Genomic DNA, 15,119 nt, shown 5'->3' on the forward strand with positions numbered 1-15,119 from the left:
GCGCCCTGCGCGGCATTGCTGAGGGCCTGTTCCGGCCAGCCCCGCGCCGTGGTGCGGATGGTCGCTACGCGAGGCAGCGACCATCACGTTGACGTCAGGCGTCATGCCCTGCGGCTTCCAGCATGGCTTTGTTGCTCAAGCCATCGAGCCCAGGCGCCAACCCGCCTTTGCCGCAATACACCGGAATGCGGACGGCCTTGACCGGCGCGTCAGGCTGGCGCACGCGCCATTGCAACCCCTCCTCGATCAGGCGCGTCAGGCTGGTGCGCTGCTGCGCCGCCAGCGCCTTGGCCTGAGTCAGCAAGGCATCATTCAAGTTGAGCGTGGTTTTCATCGGCGTTCGTAAATTCGTACAGATTTCTGCATCTTATGGGCGAAGCTGCGGCGCTTCAATTGCAGCCAAGGCCGAACAGCACAGCTTCAGCTTGCGCGGGGTCAGGAGTCGACTTGATGCAAAGGCTACAAAGCCAGACCTGACCCTATCCCGCTGACTGGTGCGGCACCCCGAAACGTTCCGCAACAGCGCATAGCCGCTTGTCCAGGGTCCACAACGCGACCCCCGGCGTAATCAAGGTGGAGGCCAGCAAGAGCATGTCCACCAGGCCGCAACCCAGGCCGTACAGACGTTCTCGCTCGACGAACGCAATCACCTCCCGCACGCTGGCCTGCTGGGTCTGTTGCAACTGATTGAGATCGGCCAGCACTTGAACCCGGTTGGGCGGCGTTCCACAGGCAAGCTCGCCGACAATCAGCGGATGCACCATCATCAGATCGAGTTCGAGCAGCTCGACCAGCGCATCGTTGCGATACCGAAAGTGATCAACCCACACCGAGGTATCGACCAGCCCCCCTCACTGCTGGACGCCCCCAGGGTCGGCTCGCCGACCCACCCCCCGAGGGGGTCAAGGAAACTTGGGGCGGCCCGACGTTTCCTTGAGGACGCCCTCACGGCTGCGGGGGATGGCCTGCATTTCCGGTGCGGCTGCGCCAAGGGCGGCGAGCCGCTTGGCCGCTTGAACACGAACAAAGGTCTTGATGGCTTCACGGAACAGGTCAGCCTTTTCCATGCCCGGATCGGCGACCTCCAGCGCGCGTTGGTACAAGGCGTCGTCAATTGTGACCGTGGTTCTCATGAGCCCTTGTGCATCGATATTGATGCAATTTTTCGCCTGATTCAGCACCCTGACAAACAGCCCGCTCGGGGTCACCTGACCCTACTCATCTTCTTCAAGCGGAAAAGCTAGGATGATTCCCATCTCATCTTCCCATGGAGGATAGGCATGGAAACGGTGAATGTCAGTAGCCTGAAGAACAATCCCAGCGAAGCCTTGCGCAAGGCGCATGGCGACGTGGTGGTGGTGATGAACCGCGACCGCCCCGACGCGTTGATGGTGGGCATTGAATCGGTGGGGGCGCTGTCGTTCGCGGGCGTGAAACCCGCGCTGGCGACCGCTCTGTTCCGCGACAGCGCCCTGTCGCTGCCGCGCGCGGCGGCGTTGGCGGGCATGCCGGTGAGCGCCTTCGCCGCGCATCTGTCGCGTCTGGGAATCGCCGTCGTTCGGCTCGACGCGCAGGAGGCGGGGCGCGACATGGACACGCTCGACGCATGGCTGGCCGCATCGTCCTGATCGACGCCAGCCCGGTGATCGGACTGGCGCGCGTGGACGGCTTGCCGTGGCTGGGCGCCCTGTTCGGCACGGTCTGGATTCCGCCGAAGGTCAGGGGCGAGGTGCTGGCGGACAAGGGCGACGCGGAGGAGGCCACCATCCGGGACGCCGAACTGCGAGGATGGCTGCGCGCCAGCGCGCAAGCCCCCACTTTGCCGGAACTGCCCGACCTGGACGCAGGGCAGGCCAGTTGCATCCGCCTGGCGCTCGCCCACGACGGCCCGGCGCTGTTGCTGATGGATGAACGGGCGGGACGCGCTATCGCCCAGGAGCACGGCTTGTCCGTTGCCGGCACTGCGGCAGTCATCGGCATGGCCAAATCCCGGCAACTGATTCCGTCCGCCCGCGCGGTGTTCGAGCGTCTGCACCGCTCGGGTTTCCGCATCTCGGCACAGGTCATCGACACGGTGCTGCGACGCGTTGGAGAACCGGCGTAGCCCGGCCGGAGGTTGCAGATCGTGGGGAAAATCTCCCGCAAGCGCACCCGCGCCCAGACCCTCAAGCTGCCGGCCGCCACGCCGCGCAACCCGCTGGTGGCGCCGGCGCTGCAGCGCAAGGCGGGGGCGCATCGCAAGAGCAACAAGGCGCTGCGGCGCGGGCTGCGGTCGGGGCGCAAGGCGGAGCCGGAGTGATCGGGGCGGGGCACCCCGCCGTGCCGTGGGCGCAACGGCGGCGGGCGGCTACATCGCATCCGCATCGCGGCTTTACACGCCAAACGTAAACTGCGCAACATTCCGTCTCAACTGGAACCGCCCATGATCGTCACGCTCGTCGTCCTCGTTCTGCTCGTTGCGCTGCTGTTTTACGGCGTGATGATTTACAACAATCTGGTGAATCTCAAGCATGCAATCTCGCAGGCCTGGGCGAATATCGATGTGCTGCTCAAGCAGCGTCACGACGAGTTGCCCAAGTTGGTGGAGGTGTGCAAGCAGTCGATGCATTTCGAGCAGGAGACGCTGGAGCGCGTGGTGCGCGCCCGCTCGCAGGTGCAAGAGGCGCGCGAAGCGGGGGATGTGCGCAGCCTGGGACGCGCCGAGGGCGCGATGCGCAGCGGTCTGGGGGCTTTGTTCGCGGTGGCCGAGGCTTACCCCGACCTGAAAACCAACGAGACCTTCCAGCATTTGCAGGCGCGCATCAGCGGGTTGGAGGAGAGCATTGCCGACCGGCGCGAGTTCTACAACGCGGCGGTGAATGCGAACAATGTGCGCATTGAGCAGTTTCCCGACGTGATCGTGGCGCGGCTGCTGGCCTTCGGCCCGGCGGAGTTGTTCAAGGTGGCCTCGGGCGAGCGGGCCGATGTCGATCTGAAGGGCTTGTTCGCCGCGTCGTGAAAACCCTCTCTCGGGCAGCTGATCGGGTTGCCGTCCGATGTTGAGCGGCTTATCGCCCAGCGGCGCGGCGCCGCAGGTGCTGTTCATGACGCTGGCTTTGGGCGCGGTTGGGCTGGTGCAGTTTTTCCGCCTGCAGCGCCGCCGCCGGGTGATGGAGGACATGCCCACGGCGCGCATCCGTTCGGCGGCGCAGGGCTATGTGGAGTTGATCGGCCGGGCGCTGCCGCCCGACGCGCCGCTGTTTTCGCCCATTACCCGCACGCCGTGCTGCTGGTATCGCTACAAAATCGAAAAACGCGACGACGACAACAAAAACAGTTGGTCCGTCGAGGAACAGGGCAAGAGCACGACCCAGTTCTGGCTTGATGACGACACAGGCCGCTGCATCGTCGACCCCGAGGGCGCGGAAGTGCGCGCCCGCTCGCGCAACACCTGGACGGGCGCCGCCGCGCAGCTCATTCCCGGCACGAGCGAGGTGCTGATGACGGGCGACAGCGATCACCGCTATACCGAACATCTCATCCTGCCGGGCCAGACGCTCTACGCCCTGGGCTGGTTTGCCAGCCTCTCGCCGCTGCAGGCCTCGGCCCACGAGGAGGTGCGCGAGCGCATCGCCGCGTGGAAAGCCGACCCGCAGCAGCGCCGCAGCTTCGACGCCAATGCCGACGGTGAGCTGAGCATGGCCGAATTCGAGCAACTGCGCCAGCGGGCCGCTGCCGCCGTCGAGCCCGAACGCCGCGAACGCGCCGCGCAGCCGCAGACGCATGTGCTGAAAAAGCCGAAAGACCGCCGCTTGTTTCTGCTCACCACCGAGCCGCACGACGCCCTCAGCGGCCAGCTGCGCTGGCAGGCGTGGGCCTGGCTGGCGGCGGGCGTGCTGGGGCTGGCTTACGGCGGGGCGGGGCTGCTGATGCGGGTTTGATCGACGCCCGCAATCTCCCCACCCTACCCTCCCCACGAGTGGGGAGGGAGCAGAAATCTCCTCCTCCACGAAGTGGGGGAGGCCGGGAGGGGGAGTCTTGCTGCCATCGGTCATACGATGGCAGCATGCAATCGCCCTATTCCTCCGTCTACAAAAAGCGCAGCGCGGCCGTACAGCTGCCAACGGCGCCCAACGCCTTCGATTTTTTCCTGCCCTGCCCGCGCGGCGTCGAGGCCGCACTGGCCGACGAAGTGAAGGCGCTAGCCGAGCACAGCCCCACCCTGCGAGCGGGTACGCCCACGCCCGGTGGCCTGCCTGTGCAGGGCAGCCTGACGGATGCCATGCGGCTGAACCTGCACTGCCGCCTGCCCAGCCGGGTGTTGTTGCTGGGCGGCAGTTGCAGTTATGCCGATGCCGAAGACATCTACCACCTGGCCCGCGATCTGGCCTGGGAAAAATGGTTCGACGTCACGCAGGCTTTGCGCGTGGATGTAACGGCCGAACGCTCGCCGCTGGAGAGCATCAAGTTCGCCGCGCTGCGGGTGAAAGACGGCATCTGCGACCGCTTTCGCGCGCTGACGGGCGAGCGCCCGGACGTAGATACCGCGCATCCCGATGTGCGCATCCACCTGCATCTGCGCGAGGCCGACGCCCTGCTCTACCTCGACACCAGCGGCGAGCCGTTGTTCAAGCGCGGCTGGCGCAGCGAGCACGGCGCGGCGCCGCTGAAAGAGCATCTGGCCGCCGGCCTGCTCAAGCTATCGGGCTGGACGCCGGGCGACGTGCTGTTCGACCCGCTGTGCGGCTCGGGCACGCTGGTCATCGAGGCCGCGCAGATGGCGGCCCACCGCGCGCCGGGGCTCGATCGCATCTTCGGCTTCGAAGCCCTGCATGGCTTCGACATGGACTCCTGGAACGCGATGCGCGAGCAGGCCCGGCAAGCCGTGCAGCCCGTCGCGCCGGGGCAGTTTTTCGCCGCCGATATCGACCCAGTGAACGTGCGCATGACGCTGGATAACGCCCGCCGCGCCGGGGTGGACGGCGCAATTGCCGCGCAAGCGGGCGACGTGATCGCGGCCATTCCCCCGGTGGACGCCGCCGCCCTGCCGGCCGGACAAGCGGCCTGGCTCATCAGCAACCCACCTTACAACGAGCGCATTACACCCGAAGGCGAGGCCGCGGATGACTTCGCCCCGCAACTCGCCCGCACCCTCAAGCAGCGTTTCGCTGGTTGGCATGTGGCGCTACTGGCCGCCGATCTGCATTGGGATAAGGCGCTGCGCCTCAAGCCCCGACGCCGCATCGTGCTGTTCAACGGCACGATCGAATGCCGCCTGATGCTGATCGACATGGTCGCGGGCAGCGCGCGGGGATAGGCGTTTTACTTCGCTTTGAAGGCGATGTCTTCGGCCTGCTCGGCGCGCGTGCCCAGTGGCGATTTGGCCGAAGCCGTGACCTGGGGCGGCGGTGTGGCCGCCGTTGCCGCAGCGTCGGCCTCCGCGGTTTTTTCCGCCGGGGCGTCGGCTTCTTTCATGCCTTGCTTGAAGCCGCGCACGGCCTCGCCCAAATCGCTGCCCATGTTTTTGAGCTTCTTGGTGCCGAAGATCATGATCACGATCAGCAGCACGATCAGCCAATGCCAAATACTGAATTCACCCATTGCGGTTCTCCTGTGCGTCCGCCGCGTGGCGGGCAGGTTCGACTCTGTTTAGGGTGAAATTGTCTCCCCAGGTTCACCCCTTCAGGTGAAAGCAAACGCAACATCTGCGCCGCAGGCAAAAATCAGTCGTCGGCCCAGTCGCGGGCGCGCTCCACCGCGCGGCGCCAGCGAGCCATGCGCGCCTCGCGCTCGTCGGTGCTCATTTGCGGCGTGAAGCGGCGTTGTTCCTGCCACAGCGTCGACAGCGTGGCCGCGTCCGGCCACAGGCCTGCGCCCAGCCCGGCCAAATAGGCCGCGCCCAGCGCCGTGCTCTCGGCCTGCACGGGGCGCACCACGGGCACGCCCAGCAGGTCGGCCTGAAACTGCATCAGCGTGTCGTTCACCGCCGCGCCGCCATCCACCCGCAGTTCGGTCAGCGGCGGCCCGCCCTGCGCGGCGACGTCGGCCTGCATGGCGGCGAACAGCTCGGCGCTTTGATAAGCCATGCTGTCGATGGTGGCGCGGGCAACCTGCGCCGCCGTGGTACCGCGGGTGATGCCGATGAGCAGGCCGCGCGCCTGTGCGTCCCAGTGCGGCGCGCCCAGGCCGGTGAAGGCGGGCACGAGCAGCACGCCGCCGCTGTCCGGCACGCTGTCGGCGAGTTGCTGCGCTTCTTGCGCGCTGCGCACCAAGCCGAGGCCGTCGCGCAACCATTGCACCGCGGCCCCGGCGATGAACACGCCGCCTTCCAGGGCGTAATGCAAGGGCTGATCGGCGCCGAGCTTCCAGGCGATGGTGGTCAGCAGGCGCTGCTGCGAGCGCACCGCCTGCGTGCCGGTGTGCTGCAGTGCGAAGCAACCGGTGCCGTAGGTGTTTTTCGCCATGCCGGGCTGCAGGCAGGCCTGACCGAACAGCGCGGCCTGCTGGTCGCCGGCCATGCCGGTGATGGGAATGTCCAGACCGCCCAAACGCGCCACGGCCAGCGCGCCGCAGTTGGGCACGATAGCGGGCAGCACCGCGCGGGGCACGCGCAGCAGCGCCAGCAACTCGTCGTCCCAATCGCCGGTGTGGAGATTGCACAGCAGGGTGCGGCTGGCATTGCTGACATCGGTGAGATGGGTCGCGCCGCCGCTCAGGTTCCAAACCAGCCAGCTGTCGATGGTGCCTGCGGCCAACTCGCCACGGTCAGCGCGGGCGCGGGCGCCGGGAATGTGGTCGAGCAGCCAAGCCAGCTTGGTGGCGGAGAAATAGGCGTCGGGCAACAGGCCGGTGCGCGCTTGCAGCAGCGGCGCGTGGCCGTCAGCCGTGAGCTGGGCGCAGATGCCCGCAGTGCGCCGGTCTTGCCAGACGATGGCGTTCGCCAGCGGCCTGCCGGTGGCACGCTCCCACAGCACCACGGTTTCGCGCTGGTTGGTGATGCCGATGGCGGCGAGATCGCTGAGCCGCGCCCCGGCACGGGCCAGAGCTTCGGTGAGGGTGGCGCTTTGCGTGGCCCAGATGTCGAGCGGGTCATGTTCCACCCAGCCGGGTTGCGGGTAGTGCTGGGTGAACTCGCGCTGCGCGCTGGCCAGCACCCGCCCCTGCAGATCGACGATGAGGGTGCGCGAGCTGGACGTCCCCTGATCGAGCGCGGCAATCAATGAGGGCATGACACCTCCGTCACGGGTCGATCACGTCGGCGCAGACATCGGTCGGCGCAGCGGCCACATGGCCGACCACGGGCACCATTTTCAGGCCCGCCGATGCGATGCGGCAGGGCGCGGCCACGACACCGCAACCGGCAAGCGCCGTGGCCGCAAAGATCAATGCAATCAAGAGTCTGGACATGAGGTGGTGGTTTCAGCTGATCAGGTTCATTATGCGGGCAACTGAACCGAGGCTGAAGCAAACCGCCTTGCGCGGAACCGATGACCTCGTCGTCACACTGACAGTAAGACGGGCCCGGTGAGATCGGGCGCGCCCAGCCTCAGAACGTTTCCCTACAACTCCGACCAAAGGACACCTCATGAAAGCCGCCGACGTTGCCAAATCCGCCTTTTCCATGCCCCTCACCAGCCCCGCCTACCCGCCCGGCCCTTATCGTTTCATCGACCGCGAGTTTTTCGTGGTGACCTACCGCACCGATCCCAAGGTGCTGCGCGCCATGATTCCCGAGCCGCTGGAGCCCGCGGGCGATCTGGTGAAGTTCGAGTTCATCCACATGCCCGACTCCACCGGTTTTGGCGCGTACACCGAATCCGGCCAGGTCGTACCCGTGCTCTACAAGGGCAAGCCCGCCACCTATCAGATTGCGATGTACCTCGACGACGAAGCGCCGATTGCCGGTGGGCGCGAGATCTGGGGCTTTCCGAAAAAGCTCGCCAAGCCGCATCTCAGCGTGGTTGCCGACACCCTGCTGGGCACGCTCGACTATGGCCCGGTGCGCATTGCCACTGGCACCATGGGCTACAAACACCGCGCGCTCGATACAGCCAAAGTGCTGGCCTCGCTGCAGCAGCCCAACTTCCTGCTCAAGATCATTCCCGATGTGGACTGCACCCCGCGCATCTGCGAACTGGTGCAGTACGACCTGGAGGACATGGTGGTGAAAGGCGCCTGGGAAGGCCCCGCTGCGCTGGAGCTGCACGCCCACGCGCTGGCCCCGGTGGCATCGCTGCCGGTGCTCGAAGTGGTTTCGGGTGTTCACATCATCACCGACCTCACCCTGGGTCTGGGACGGGTGGCGCACAACTATCTCAAACCGTGAATGTTTGGAGCCCCGGGCCAAACCCGTCAACCTGACGGCTCGGGGGCAGTGAACAGTTCGTATTAGCGGTGTATAAAATCAAGTTGCGCCTCAATCCGGAAATGGCGCCGATTACCCGGCGATGAAGCACTGTTTACGAGTGTTGCCCTCTATAAACCGGAGTGATTGTCAGGCAATTGTCGCTAGACTTCGACTCGCATGACACTGATGCGCTAAATTTCAAACCTCCACTAATACAACCGTTCACACCGAGGCCATGATGAACTCTCTACCGCCCTGCCTGCAGTCTCCCACCCCCACCGCGGAGGCTCGCCATGTCTGAAAAAATTGGCGGCATCGACCGCATCGACCGTCGTCTGCTCGATCTGCTGCAGGAAGATGGCCGCATTGCCAATCTGCGTCTGGCCCAACTGGTCAATCTTTCGCCCACCGCCGTGCTGGAGCGCGTCAAGCGGCTCACGCGCGACGGTTTCATTCTCGGCTACGAAGGTCGGCTCAACCCCAACCTGCTCGGCGCGGGGCTGATGGTGTTCGTCGAAGTGCAGCTCGACCGCTCGGTGGCCGACAGTTTCGAGAAATTCCAGTCCGCCATCAAGGTGCGCCCGGAGATTCTCGAATGCCATATGGTGGCCGGCAACTTCGACTATCTGCTCAAGGTGCGCGTGGCCGATATGGTGGCCTACAAGACGTTTGTGGCCAACGTCATCGCCAACCTGCCCGGCGTGCGTGAAACCCGCTCGTTCGCCGTGATCGACGAGGTGAAGAACACCACCCGGCTGCAAGTCGAACTCTGACCGTCTTGCGGCCTAGAGCTGCAGCAAGGCGCGCGCGAATCTGACTGGTTCGCGCGCGCTTTTTTATTTTTGCGTTTTCGGCGTGAGCAGCACCAGCACGGCGCACAGCACCATGAAGGCGGCGAGCACCAGAATGCCGCCGTTAGTGCTCTGCGTGGCCTGTTTCACCCAGCCGATGATGGACGGGCCGAAAAACCCGGCCAGATTGCCCAGCGCGTTGATCAGCGCAATGCCCGCCGCCGCCGCGGTGCCCGCGAGGAAGGCGTTGGGCAGCGCCCAGAACAGCGGCAGCACCACCATGATGCCCACGGTCGCCAGCGTCAGCGCCACCATCGCCAGCGTGGTGTCGGTGCTCCACAACGTGGAGAGCACCAGGCCCACGGCGCCGATCAGCGCGGGAATGGCCACGTGCCAGCGGCGCTCATGGCGTTTGTCCGAGCTGCGGCCCACCAGAATCATCGCCACCACCGACACGCCGTAAGGCAGCGCGACAAGCCAGCCGATGGTCAGCGGATCGGTCACGCCGGTGGACTTGATCAGCAGCGGCAGCCAGAAGCTCAGACCGTACAGGCCGATGACCACGGAGAAGTAGATCAGCGCCATCAGCCACACGCGCGGATCGGCCATGCCCTGCAGCGCCGAGTGCGCTGGTTTGGTCTGCGCCTCCTGGTCGAGCGCGTGCTGCAGCGCGTTTTTCTCGTCCGCGTTCAGCCACTTGGCCTGCTTGATGCCGTTGTCGAGATAGAACAGGGTGACGATGCCCAGCACCACGGCCGGCAGGCCTTCGAGCACGAACAACCACTGCCACCCGGCCCAGCCGTGTTGGCCGTGGAAGTGGTGCAAGATCCAGCCCGACACCGGCCCGCCGATCAAGCCGGACAGCGGCACCGCGCTCATGAACCAGGCGGTCATCTGGCTGCGCCGCGCCGCCGGATACCAATAAGTGAGATAGAGGATGATGCCCGGAAAGAACCCGGCCTCGGCCACGCCGAGCAGAAACCGCATCACATAGAACTGCGTCGGCGTGGTGACGAACAGCGTGAGCGCGGAAATCAGCCCCCAAGTGATCATGATGCGGGCGATCCACACCCGCGCGCCAACCCGGTGAAGAATGAGGTTGCTCGGCACCTCGAACAAAAAATAGCCGAGAAAAAAGATGCCCGCGCCGAGCCCGTACACCGCGTCGGAAAAATGCAGATCGCCCTTCATCTGCAACTGGGCGAAGCCAATGTTCACCCGGTCGAGATAGGCGACGAAATAGCACAAGATCAGGAAGGGAATGATGCGCCAGCCGATGCGGCGATAGACCGCTTCGGCGGGCGGGGCTGCGGGCGTTGCAGGATGTGTTGCCATGAAAGTCTCCTTGTCGTTGTGGTTAAACATGAGGGCTCATGAGAAAACGCCGGGCCGCCCCAAGTTTTCTCATCCCCCCCCCTCGGGGGGCCTGACGCTTCGCGGCAGGTCTGGGGGCACTCCGTTCAGCCCATTAAACCCGGTTCAAAGCCGGGATCAGCGCGCAATCAGCGCGGCTTTTCATCCACCGCCACGGCCACTGGTTCGGGCTGCGGCGTGTGGCGCAATGGAGCGAAGTACTTCTGCTCGGCCAGCGCTTCATACAGCGGCGGGGTAAACAAGTTCGCCACCCGGCTACTGATGAGCGCCGTGGCCATGAGCGGAATCACCAGCCCGCCGCCGTTGATCATTTCCATCACGATAACAAACGAGGTCAGCGGCGACTGCGTCACCGCTGCAAGATAACCCACCATGCAAATGGCCACCAGGGCTGACTGCGGATACTGCCCGAACCACTGGCTGACCCACTGGCCGAACCCTGCGCCGATCGACAGCGAGGGCGAGAACAGCCCGCCGGGCAGGCCGGTGATGTAGGACAGCACCATGGTGATCCACTTCACCAGCGGGTAATACCAGCTCACCTGCTCGCCGTGATTCATCAGCAAATGCCGCGCCTGCTCGTAGCCGCTGCCCCAAGTCAGCCCGGCCGAGGCGATGCCGATGATGGCCACTAGCAGGCCCAGCCCCGCGCCCCACGCCAGCGGCGAACGCTCGCGCCAAGCCAGCACCTTCGCAGGAATCCAGCGCACCTGTTTGAGCAAGGCCAGATTGAACGCCGCCCCGGCCAGACCGCAGACCACCGCAGCGATGACCACCGGCAAGACGAAGGCCAGCGGAAAAATGTCCGGCGCGGTGATCTGGCCGAAATACAGATAGTTGCCCGCCAGCGCCAACGAGACCAGGCCGGAGAACACGATGCTGGTGATGAGCACGCCGTTGGTTCGCACCTCAAAGCTGCGAGTGAGCTCCTCGATGGCAAACAAAATCCCGGCCAGCGGGGTGTTGAACGCACCCGACAGACCCGCCGCCGAGCCCGCGAGCAGCAACAGGCGCTCCATGCGCAGCGACACACGGGGATAAAACCGCCGCATCTCGTACATGATGGACGCGCCGATATGCACCGTCGGCCCCTCGCGGCCCAGCGTCAGGCCGCCCAGCATGCCCAGCAGCCCGAGACCGATCTTGCCGATCAAGATGCGCAGACCGAACAGGCGGCGGATGCGGGTGGGGTCTGGCTGTCCATGCAGCGCCGCAATCACCTGCGGAATGCCGCTGCCCTCACTGCCGTTGAACCATTTGCGGGTCATCCATACCGCGCCGCCGGTCAACGCCGGGGTGATGAGCAGGGCCAGCCACGCCCGGCCGTCGATCCAGCCGAGAAAAATCGCCAGCACATCGTTGGTCCAATTGGCGAACTGCACCGCCGCCAACCCCACCAGGATCGCCCCCACCCAGAGCACGCCGTAATTCAGCCACGATCTGCGAAGTTCTTTTCGGGTGAGTCGCCAAATCGCAGCGGGGCGGTAACGAGCATGCATAGGGAACAAGAATAGCGGGGCGGCGCGCACGCGCCGTAAAGGCCAAGGGCCCTGGTATACGAATACGCATACGTATGAAGCGAAAAGCGTAATGGTGCGCAACCCACCACCATACTGCACGGGGTAAATCTCAATAGAAACAGAACGTTGCCTGTGTCCCTGCTTGCAACTCAGGCATTGCACTTAAGGGTTTTTACGCACTAGGATAACCCGGCATTTTTGACAAAAGTTAAAACACAGGCGCGTTCACAACCGCTGACACCTTGCGAGAAAACCTTACCTATGCGTTCCCTTCATCTGCTCACCGTGCCGGAAAAACTGCTGCATACCGGCTTCATTTTTCTGGTCTGCATCGGCTTGCTTTGTGCCGAAGCCTATCTCTACGTCACCCACGCCGGGCTGGACGGCAAGACTGGGGTGACCCTCAAGGACATCCAGATTTCGTACTACGGCAACCGCGACAGCAGCAAGCTGCAAACCGTGCTGCCCACCATGCTCACCAACGCGGGCGTGCCGAAAGAGCAGTGGCCGCAACTGCAGAAGACCATCGACACCTGGGTGGTCGGCGGGCAGACCAAGGCCGGCTACGAGACCGAGATCAAGCCCATCCTCGCGCAACACTGCCTGATGTGCCACAGCGTGGCCATGAGTAAGCAGCTGCACAACCCGCCGCTGGCTTCGTATGAAGACGTGAAGGCGGTGGCCAAGGTCGACACCGGCATGTCGTACAACTCGATGCTGATGACCGGCATGGTGCACCTGACCATGCTGGGGCTGATTTTCTGGGTGGCCGGCTGGCTGTTTTTGCAAACAAGGGTGCACAGCCAGATCAAGGCCATTTCGGTCATCACGCCGTTCATCGCCATGCTGCTCGATTTTTCCGGCTGGTTCCTCACCAAGCAGAACCCCGACTTCGCCTGGTTCGTGCTCATCGGCGGTGCGCTCTCGTGCCCGATCGCCATGATGGAGATGGGCGTGGCCCTGTTCGATATGTGGATCGGCCTGCCCAAATTCCTTATGCAGCGCATCGTGACCGAAGTGCCCAAGACGGTGGTGCGCACCGCCACAGCCTGATCATTTTTACGTTTTACCGACCCCGCTGATGCGGGGTTTTTCATGCGGCAAACGGCACAGCAGCGTCACCGGCGCTCCTTAGAATGCGCGGCATGACGATCGCCCAAGCCCCCTCCTCCGCCCTTTCCGTCGTCGTCCTTGCCGCAGGCAAGGGCACGCGCATGCGCTCCGACGCTCCCAAAGTGCTGCAGCCGCTGGCGGGCAAACCGCTGCTCGGTCATGTGCTCGATACCGTGCATCACCTGTCGGCCGAGCGCGTAGTGGTGGTCACCGGTTTCGGCGCGCAACGGGTGCAAGAGGCCTTTGCCCATCAGGCGCACCTGCGCTTTGCGCTGCAGGAACCCCAGCTCGGCACCGGCCATGCGGTGCAGCAAGCCCTGCCGGACCTGCCGGGTGACGGCGTGTGCCTGGTGCTCTATGGCGACGTGCCGTTGGCGCCCGCCGCCAGTCTGGCGCCGCTGGTGGCGCAGGCGCAGACCGGCGCGCTCGCCCTGCTCACCGTCGAGCTGGACGACCCGACTGGTTATGGCCGCATTCTGCGCGACGCCGAAGGCGCGGTGCAGGGCATCGTCGAACACAAAGACGCCACGCCGTCGCAGCGGGCGGTGCGCGAATGCAACACCGGCATTCTGTGCGCGCCGCTGCCCGCCCTGCGCCGCTGGCTGGGCCAGTTGCGCAACGACAACGCGCAGGGCGAGTACTACCTCACCGACGTGGTGGCCCTGGCCGTGGCCGACGGGGTGCCGGTGCGCGCCTCCACCGTGGCCGACGCAGATGATGTGCTCGGCGTGAACGACCGCAGCCAGCTCGCGCATCTGGAGCGCGTGGTGCAACTGCGCACTGCGCGCCGTCTGCTCGACGCGGGCGTCACCCTGGCCGACCCGAGCCGCATCGACGTGCGCGGCGCTCTGCACTGTGGCCGCGATGTGTTCATCGACGTGGGCTGCGTGTTCGAAGGCGAAGTGCATCTGGCCGACGGCGCCCGCGTGGGGCCCTACGCCGTGCTGCGCGATGTGCGCGTGGGCGCGGGCACGGTGGTGCATCCCTTCTGCCATCTCGACGGCGCGAGCATCGGCGCGGGCGCGATCATCGGCCCCTTCGCCCGGCTGCGGCCCGCGACTGCCTTGGCCGATGGCGTGCACATCGGCAACTTCGTCGAAGTGAAGAACGGCACACTGGGCCCGGGCTCCAAGGCCAACCACCTCAGCTATGTGGGCGACGCCACGGTGGGCGCGCGGGTCAACATCGGCGCGGGCACCATCGTGGCCAACTACGACGGCGCCAACAAACACCGCACCGTGATTGAAGACGACGCGCACACCGGCTCCAACTCGGTGCTGGTCGCGCCCATCACCATCGGCGCGGGCGCAACGGTGGGCGCGGGTTCCACAGTGAGCAAAAACGTGCCGGCGGGCAAGCTCACGGTCGCACGCGCCAAGGCCGTCACCCTCGACGGCTGGACCCGCCCGGTCAAGAAGAAATAAGCCCCGGAACCCGCGGCGCGAACTTGCTGCGGTGCACCGAAAAAAACGCGCGCACATTACGCACCTGATTCGCTGCGGTGAACAACCGGTGCACTAGGGCGTGATAGGCCGCCATGTCCACGACCAGCAACACCAGCACGAAGTCCGGCCCGGGCGACACGCGGTAGCACTGCTGCACCTCGGGCACGTCGGCCACCAGCGCCTCGAAGGCCGCCATGCGCTCGGCCGCCTGCTCGGCCAGGGTGATCTCGACAATCACGGTCAGCCCCGCCCCCACCCGTTCGGGGTTGAGCACCGCGATGCGCCGCTCGATCACCCCCGCCTCCACCAGCCGCCGCACCCGGCGCAGACAGGTGGGCGGCGTGAGGTGGGCGCGCTGCGCCAGCTCTTGGTTGCTCAGCGCGCAATCCTGCTGCAGCACATCGAGCAAGCGCCGGTCGGCTTCGTCGAGTTCTATTGACTCCATTTCATTCCATTTTCTAGTCATTTTTGTAATTTTATTCCATGCACTAATAGTGGTGGAATCTGCAATCATTTTTCGTGAAATATTGCCGACTCATTTCACAGGCGC

19 protein-coding genes are annotated in these 15,119 nt (G+C 65.1%); 10 read left to right on the forward strand and 9 right to left on the reverse strand.

What is annotated here, in order from left to right; genetic code table 11:
* Positions 1-94: 94 nt before the first annotated feature.
* The 3 genes from ABT24_RS08220 to ABT24_RS08230 all read right to left on the reverse strand — a co-directional run bounded on the left by ABT24_RS08220 (position 95) and on the right by ABT24_RS08230 (position 1,133).
* Complete coding sequence (locus ABT24_RS08220) at positions 95-334, reverse strand: DUF6364 family protein (RefSeq protein ID WP_276730076.1); 240 nt, start codon at positions 332-334, stop codon at positions 95-97.
* Between the two features lie 145 nt (positions 335-479).
* Positions 480-830, reverse strand: a complete 351-nt coding sequence (locus ABT24_RS08225) for a type II toxin-antitoxin system VapC family toxin (protein WP_276730074.1) — start codon at positions 828-830, stop codon at positions 480-482.
* Between the two features lie 72 nt (positions 831-902).
* On the reverse strand, positions 903-1,133 hold the full coding sequence (locus tag ABT24_RS08230; protein WP_276730276.1) for a type II toxin-antitoxin system VapB family antitoxin: 231 nt from the start codon (positions 1,131-1,133) through the stop codon (positions 903-905).
* A 147-nt stretch (positions 1,134-1,280) separates the two neighbouring features.
* On the opposite strand from ABT24_RS08230, the gene ABT24_RS08235 reads away from it, so the two are divergent.
* From ABT24_RS08235 to ABT24_RS08260, 6 genes are all read left to right on the forward strand, one after another.
* A complete protein-coding gene (locus ABT24_RS08235; protein WP_276730072.1) occupies positions 1,281-1,628 on the forward strand; it encodes a UPF0175 family protein in 348 nt (115 codons plus the stop codon).
* Complete coding sequence (locus tag ABT24_RS08240; protein WP_276730071.1) at positions 1,607-2,104, forward strand: PIN domain-containing protein; 498 nt, start codon at positions 1,607-1,609, stop codon at positions 2,102-2,104. The genes ABT24_RS08235 and ABT24_RS08240 overlap by 22 nt, the downstream gene beginning before the upstream one ends.
* Positions 2,105-2,125: 21 nt before the next feature.
* Positions 2,126-2,299 (forward strand): hypothetical protein, encoded by a 174-nt coding sequence (locus ABT24_RS08245; RefSeq protein ID WP_276730070.1) that lies wholly within the window; start codon positions 2,126-2,128, stop codon positions 2,297-2,299.
* Between the two features lie 123 nt (positions 2,300-2,422).
* Positions 2,423-2,998 (forward strand): LemA family protein, encoded by a 576-nt coding sequence (locus tag ABT24_RS08250; protein WP_276730068.1) that lies wholly within the window; start codon positions 2,423-2,425, stop codon positions 2,996-2,998.
* 37 nt (positions 2,999-3,035) lie between these two features.
* On the forward strand, positions 3,036-3,920 hold the full coding sequence (locus tag ABT24_RS08255) for a GIDE domain-containing protein (RefSeq protein ID WP_276730066.1): 885 nt from the start codon (positions 3,036-3,038) through the stop codon (positions 3,918-3,920).
* Between the two features lie 125 nt (positions 3,921-4,045).
* Positions 4,046-5,296 carry a THUMP domain-containing class I SAM-dependent RNA methyltransferase gene (locus tag ABT24_RS08260; protein WP_276730063.1) on the forward strand — a complete coding sequence of 417 codons (1,251 nt, stop codon included), beginning with the start codon at positions 4,046-4,048 and terminating at the stop codon, positions 5,294-5,296.
* Positions 5,297-5,301: 5 nt separating this feature from the next.
* Here ABT24_RS08260 and tatA read toward each other — a convergent pair whose 3' ends face one another.
* The 3 genes from tatA to ABT24_RS08275 all read right to left on the reverse strand — a co-directional run bounded on the left by tatA (position 5,302) and on the right by ABT24_RS08275 (position 7,386).
* A complete protein-coding gene (gene tatA, locus ABT24_RS08265) occupies positions 5,302-5,580 on the reverse strand; it encodes a Sec-independent protein translocase subunit TatA (protein WP_276730061.1) in 279 nt (92 codons plus the stop codon).
* Between the two features lie 122 nt (positions 5,581-5,702).
* Entirely contained in the window at positions 5,703-7,208 is a 1,506-nt protein-coding gene (glpK, locus tag ABT24_RS08270; protein WP_276730059.1) for a glycerol kinase GlpK, read from the reverse strand.
* A 10-nt stretch (positions 7,209-7,218) separates the two neighbouring features.
* A complete protein-coding gene (locus ABT24_RS08275; protein WP_172979011.1) occupies positions 7,219-7,386 on the reverse strand; it encodes a DUF6726 family protein in 168 nt (55 codons plus the stop codon).
* Between the two features lie 178 nt (positions 7,387-7,564).
* Here ABT24_RS08275 and ABT24_RS08280 point away from each other — a divergent pair, with 178 nt between their 5' ends.
* Positions 7,565-8,305 (forward strand): acetoacetate decarboxylase, encoded by a 741-nt coding sequence (locus tag ABT24_RS08280; RefSeq protein ID WP_276730057.1) that lies wholly within the window; start codon positions 7,565-7,567, stop codon positions 8,303-8,305.
* Positions 8,306-8,619: 314 nt separating this feature from the next.
* Positions 8,620-9,099, forward strand: coding sequence for an Lrp/AsnC ligand binding domain-containing protein (locus ABT24_RS08285; protein WP_276708884.1), 480 nt, complete (start codon positions 8,620-8,622; stop codon positions 9,097-9,099).
* Between the two features lie 63 nt (positions 9,100-9,162).
* Here the strand turns inward: ABT24_RS08285 and ABT24_RS08290 are convergent, their stop codons facing one another.
* Both ABT24_RS08290 and ABT24_RS08295 read right to left on the reverse strand, forming a co-directional pair.
* Complete coding sequence (locus ABT24_RS08290; protein ID WP_276730054.1) at positions 9,163-10,452, reverse strand: MFS transporter; 1,290 nt, start codon at positions 10,450-10,452, stop codon at positions 9,163-9,165.
* A 167-nt stretch (positions 10,453-10,619) separates the two neighbouring features.
* A complete protein-coding gene (locus ABT24_RS08295; protein WP_276730053.1) occupies positions 10,620-11,990 on the reverse strand; it encodes a chloride channel protein in 1,371 nt (456 codons plus the stop codon).
* Between the two features lie 282 nt (positions 11,991-12,272).
* On the opposite strand from ABT24_RS08295, the gene ABT24_RS08300 reads away from it, so the two are divergent.
* Positions 12,273-13,064 (forward strand): Aq_1264-related membrane protein, encoded by a 792-nt coding sequence (locus ABT24_RS08300; RefSeq protein WP_013122310.1) that lies wholly within the window; start codon positions 12,273-12,275, stop codon positions 13,062-13,064.
* Between the two features lie 92 nt (positions 13,065-13,156).
* A complete protein-coding gene (gene glmU / locus ABT24_RS08305; RefSeq protein ID WP_276730051.1) occupies positions 13,157-14,548 on the forward strand; it encodes a bifunctional UDP-N-acetylglucosamine diphosphorylase/glucosamine-1-phosphate N-acetyltransferase GlmU in 1,392 nt (463 codons plus the stop codon).
* Here the strand turns inward: glmU and ABT24_RS08310 are convergent.
* Positions 14,535-15,014: an Lrp/AsnC family transcriptional regulator gene (locus ABT24_RS08310; protein ID WP_276730048.1), complete on the reverse strand. Its 480-nt coding sequence runs from the start codon at positions 15,012-15,014 to the stop codon at positions 14,535-14,537. The two genes, glmU and ABT24_RS08310, sit on opposite strands and share 14 nt — an antisense overlap.
* Positions 15,015-15,119 lie beyond the last annotated feature (105 nt).

The sequence above is a fragment of the Thiomonas sp. SCN 64-16 genome (genome assembly GCF_001725585.1).
GTDB classification, from domain to species: domain Bacteria; phylum Pseudomonadota; class Gammaproteobacteria; order Burkholderiales; family Burkholderiaceae_C; genus Thiomonas; species Thiomonas arsenitoxydans.

Coding starts and splice junctions, on each gene's coding strand:
- ABT24_RS08275 (WP_172979011.1), bottom strand. CDS start 7,386: ATGTCCAGACTCTTGATTGCATTGATCTTTGCGGCCACGGCGCTTGCC.
- ABT24_RS08250 (WP_276730068.1), top strand. CDS start 2,423: ATGATCGTCACGCTCGTCGTCCTCGTTCTGCTCGTTGCGCTGCTGTTT.
- ABT24_RS08300 (WP_013122310.1), top strand. CDS start 12,273: ATGCGTTCCCTTCATCTGCTCACCGTGCCGGAAAAACTGCTGCATACC.
- ABT24_RS08230 (WP_276730276.1), bottom strand. CDS start 1,133: ATGAGAACCACGGTCACAATTGACGACGCCTTGTACCAACGCGCGCTG.
- ABT24_RS08255 (WP_276730066.1), top strand. CDS start 3,036: ATGTTGAGCGGCTTATCGCCCAGCGGCGCGGCGCCGCAGGTGCTGTTC.
- glpK (WP_276730059.1), bottom strand. CDS start 7,208: ATGCCCTCATTGATTGCCGCGCTCGATCAGGGGACGTCCAGCTCGCGC.
- ABT24_RS08280 (WP_276730057.1), top strand. CDS start 7,565: ATGAAAGCCGCCGACGTTGCCAAATCCGCCTTTTCCATGCCCCTCACC.
- ABT24_RS08220 (WP_276730076.1), bottom strand. CDS start 334: ATGAAAACCACGCTCAACTTGAATGATGCCTTGCTGACTCAGGCCAAG.
- ABT24_RS08260 (WP_276730063.1), top strand. CDS start 4,046: ATGCAATCGCCCTATTCCTCCGTCTACAAAAAGCGCAGCGCGGCCGTA.
- ABT24_RS08310 (WP_276730048.1), bottom strand. CDS start 15,014: ATGGAGTCAATAGAACTCGACGAAGCCGACCGGCGCTTGCTCGATGTG.
- glmU (WP_276730051.1), top strand. CDS start 13,157: ATGACGATCGCCCAAGCCCCCTCCTCCGCCCTTTCCGTCGTCGTCCTT.
- ABT24_RS08295 (WP_276730053.1), bottom strand. CDS start 11,990: ATGCATGCTCGTTACCGCCCCGCTGCGATTTGGCGACTCACCCGAAAA.
- ABT24_RS08240 (WP_276730071.1), top strand. CDS start 1,607: ATGGCTGGCCGCATCGTCCTGATCGACGCCAGCCCGGTGATCGGACTG.
- ABT24_RS08235 (WP_276730072.1), top strand. CDS start 1,281: ATGGAAACGGTGAATGTCAGTAGCCTGAAGAACAATCCCAGCGAAGCC.
- ABT24_RS08290 (WP_276730054.1), bottom strand. CDS start 10,452: ATGGCAACACATCCTGCAACGCCCGCAGCCCCGCCCGCCGAAGCGGTC.
- tatA (WP_276730061.1), bottom strand. CDS start 5,580: ATGGGTGAATTCAGTATTTGGCATTGGCTGATCGTGCTGCTGATCGTG.
- ABT24_RS08285 (WP_276708884.1), top strand. CDS start 8,620: ATGTCTGAAAAAATTGGCGGCATCGACCGCATCGACCGTCGTCTGCTC.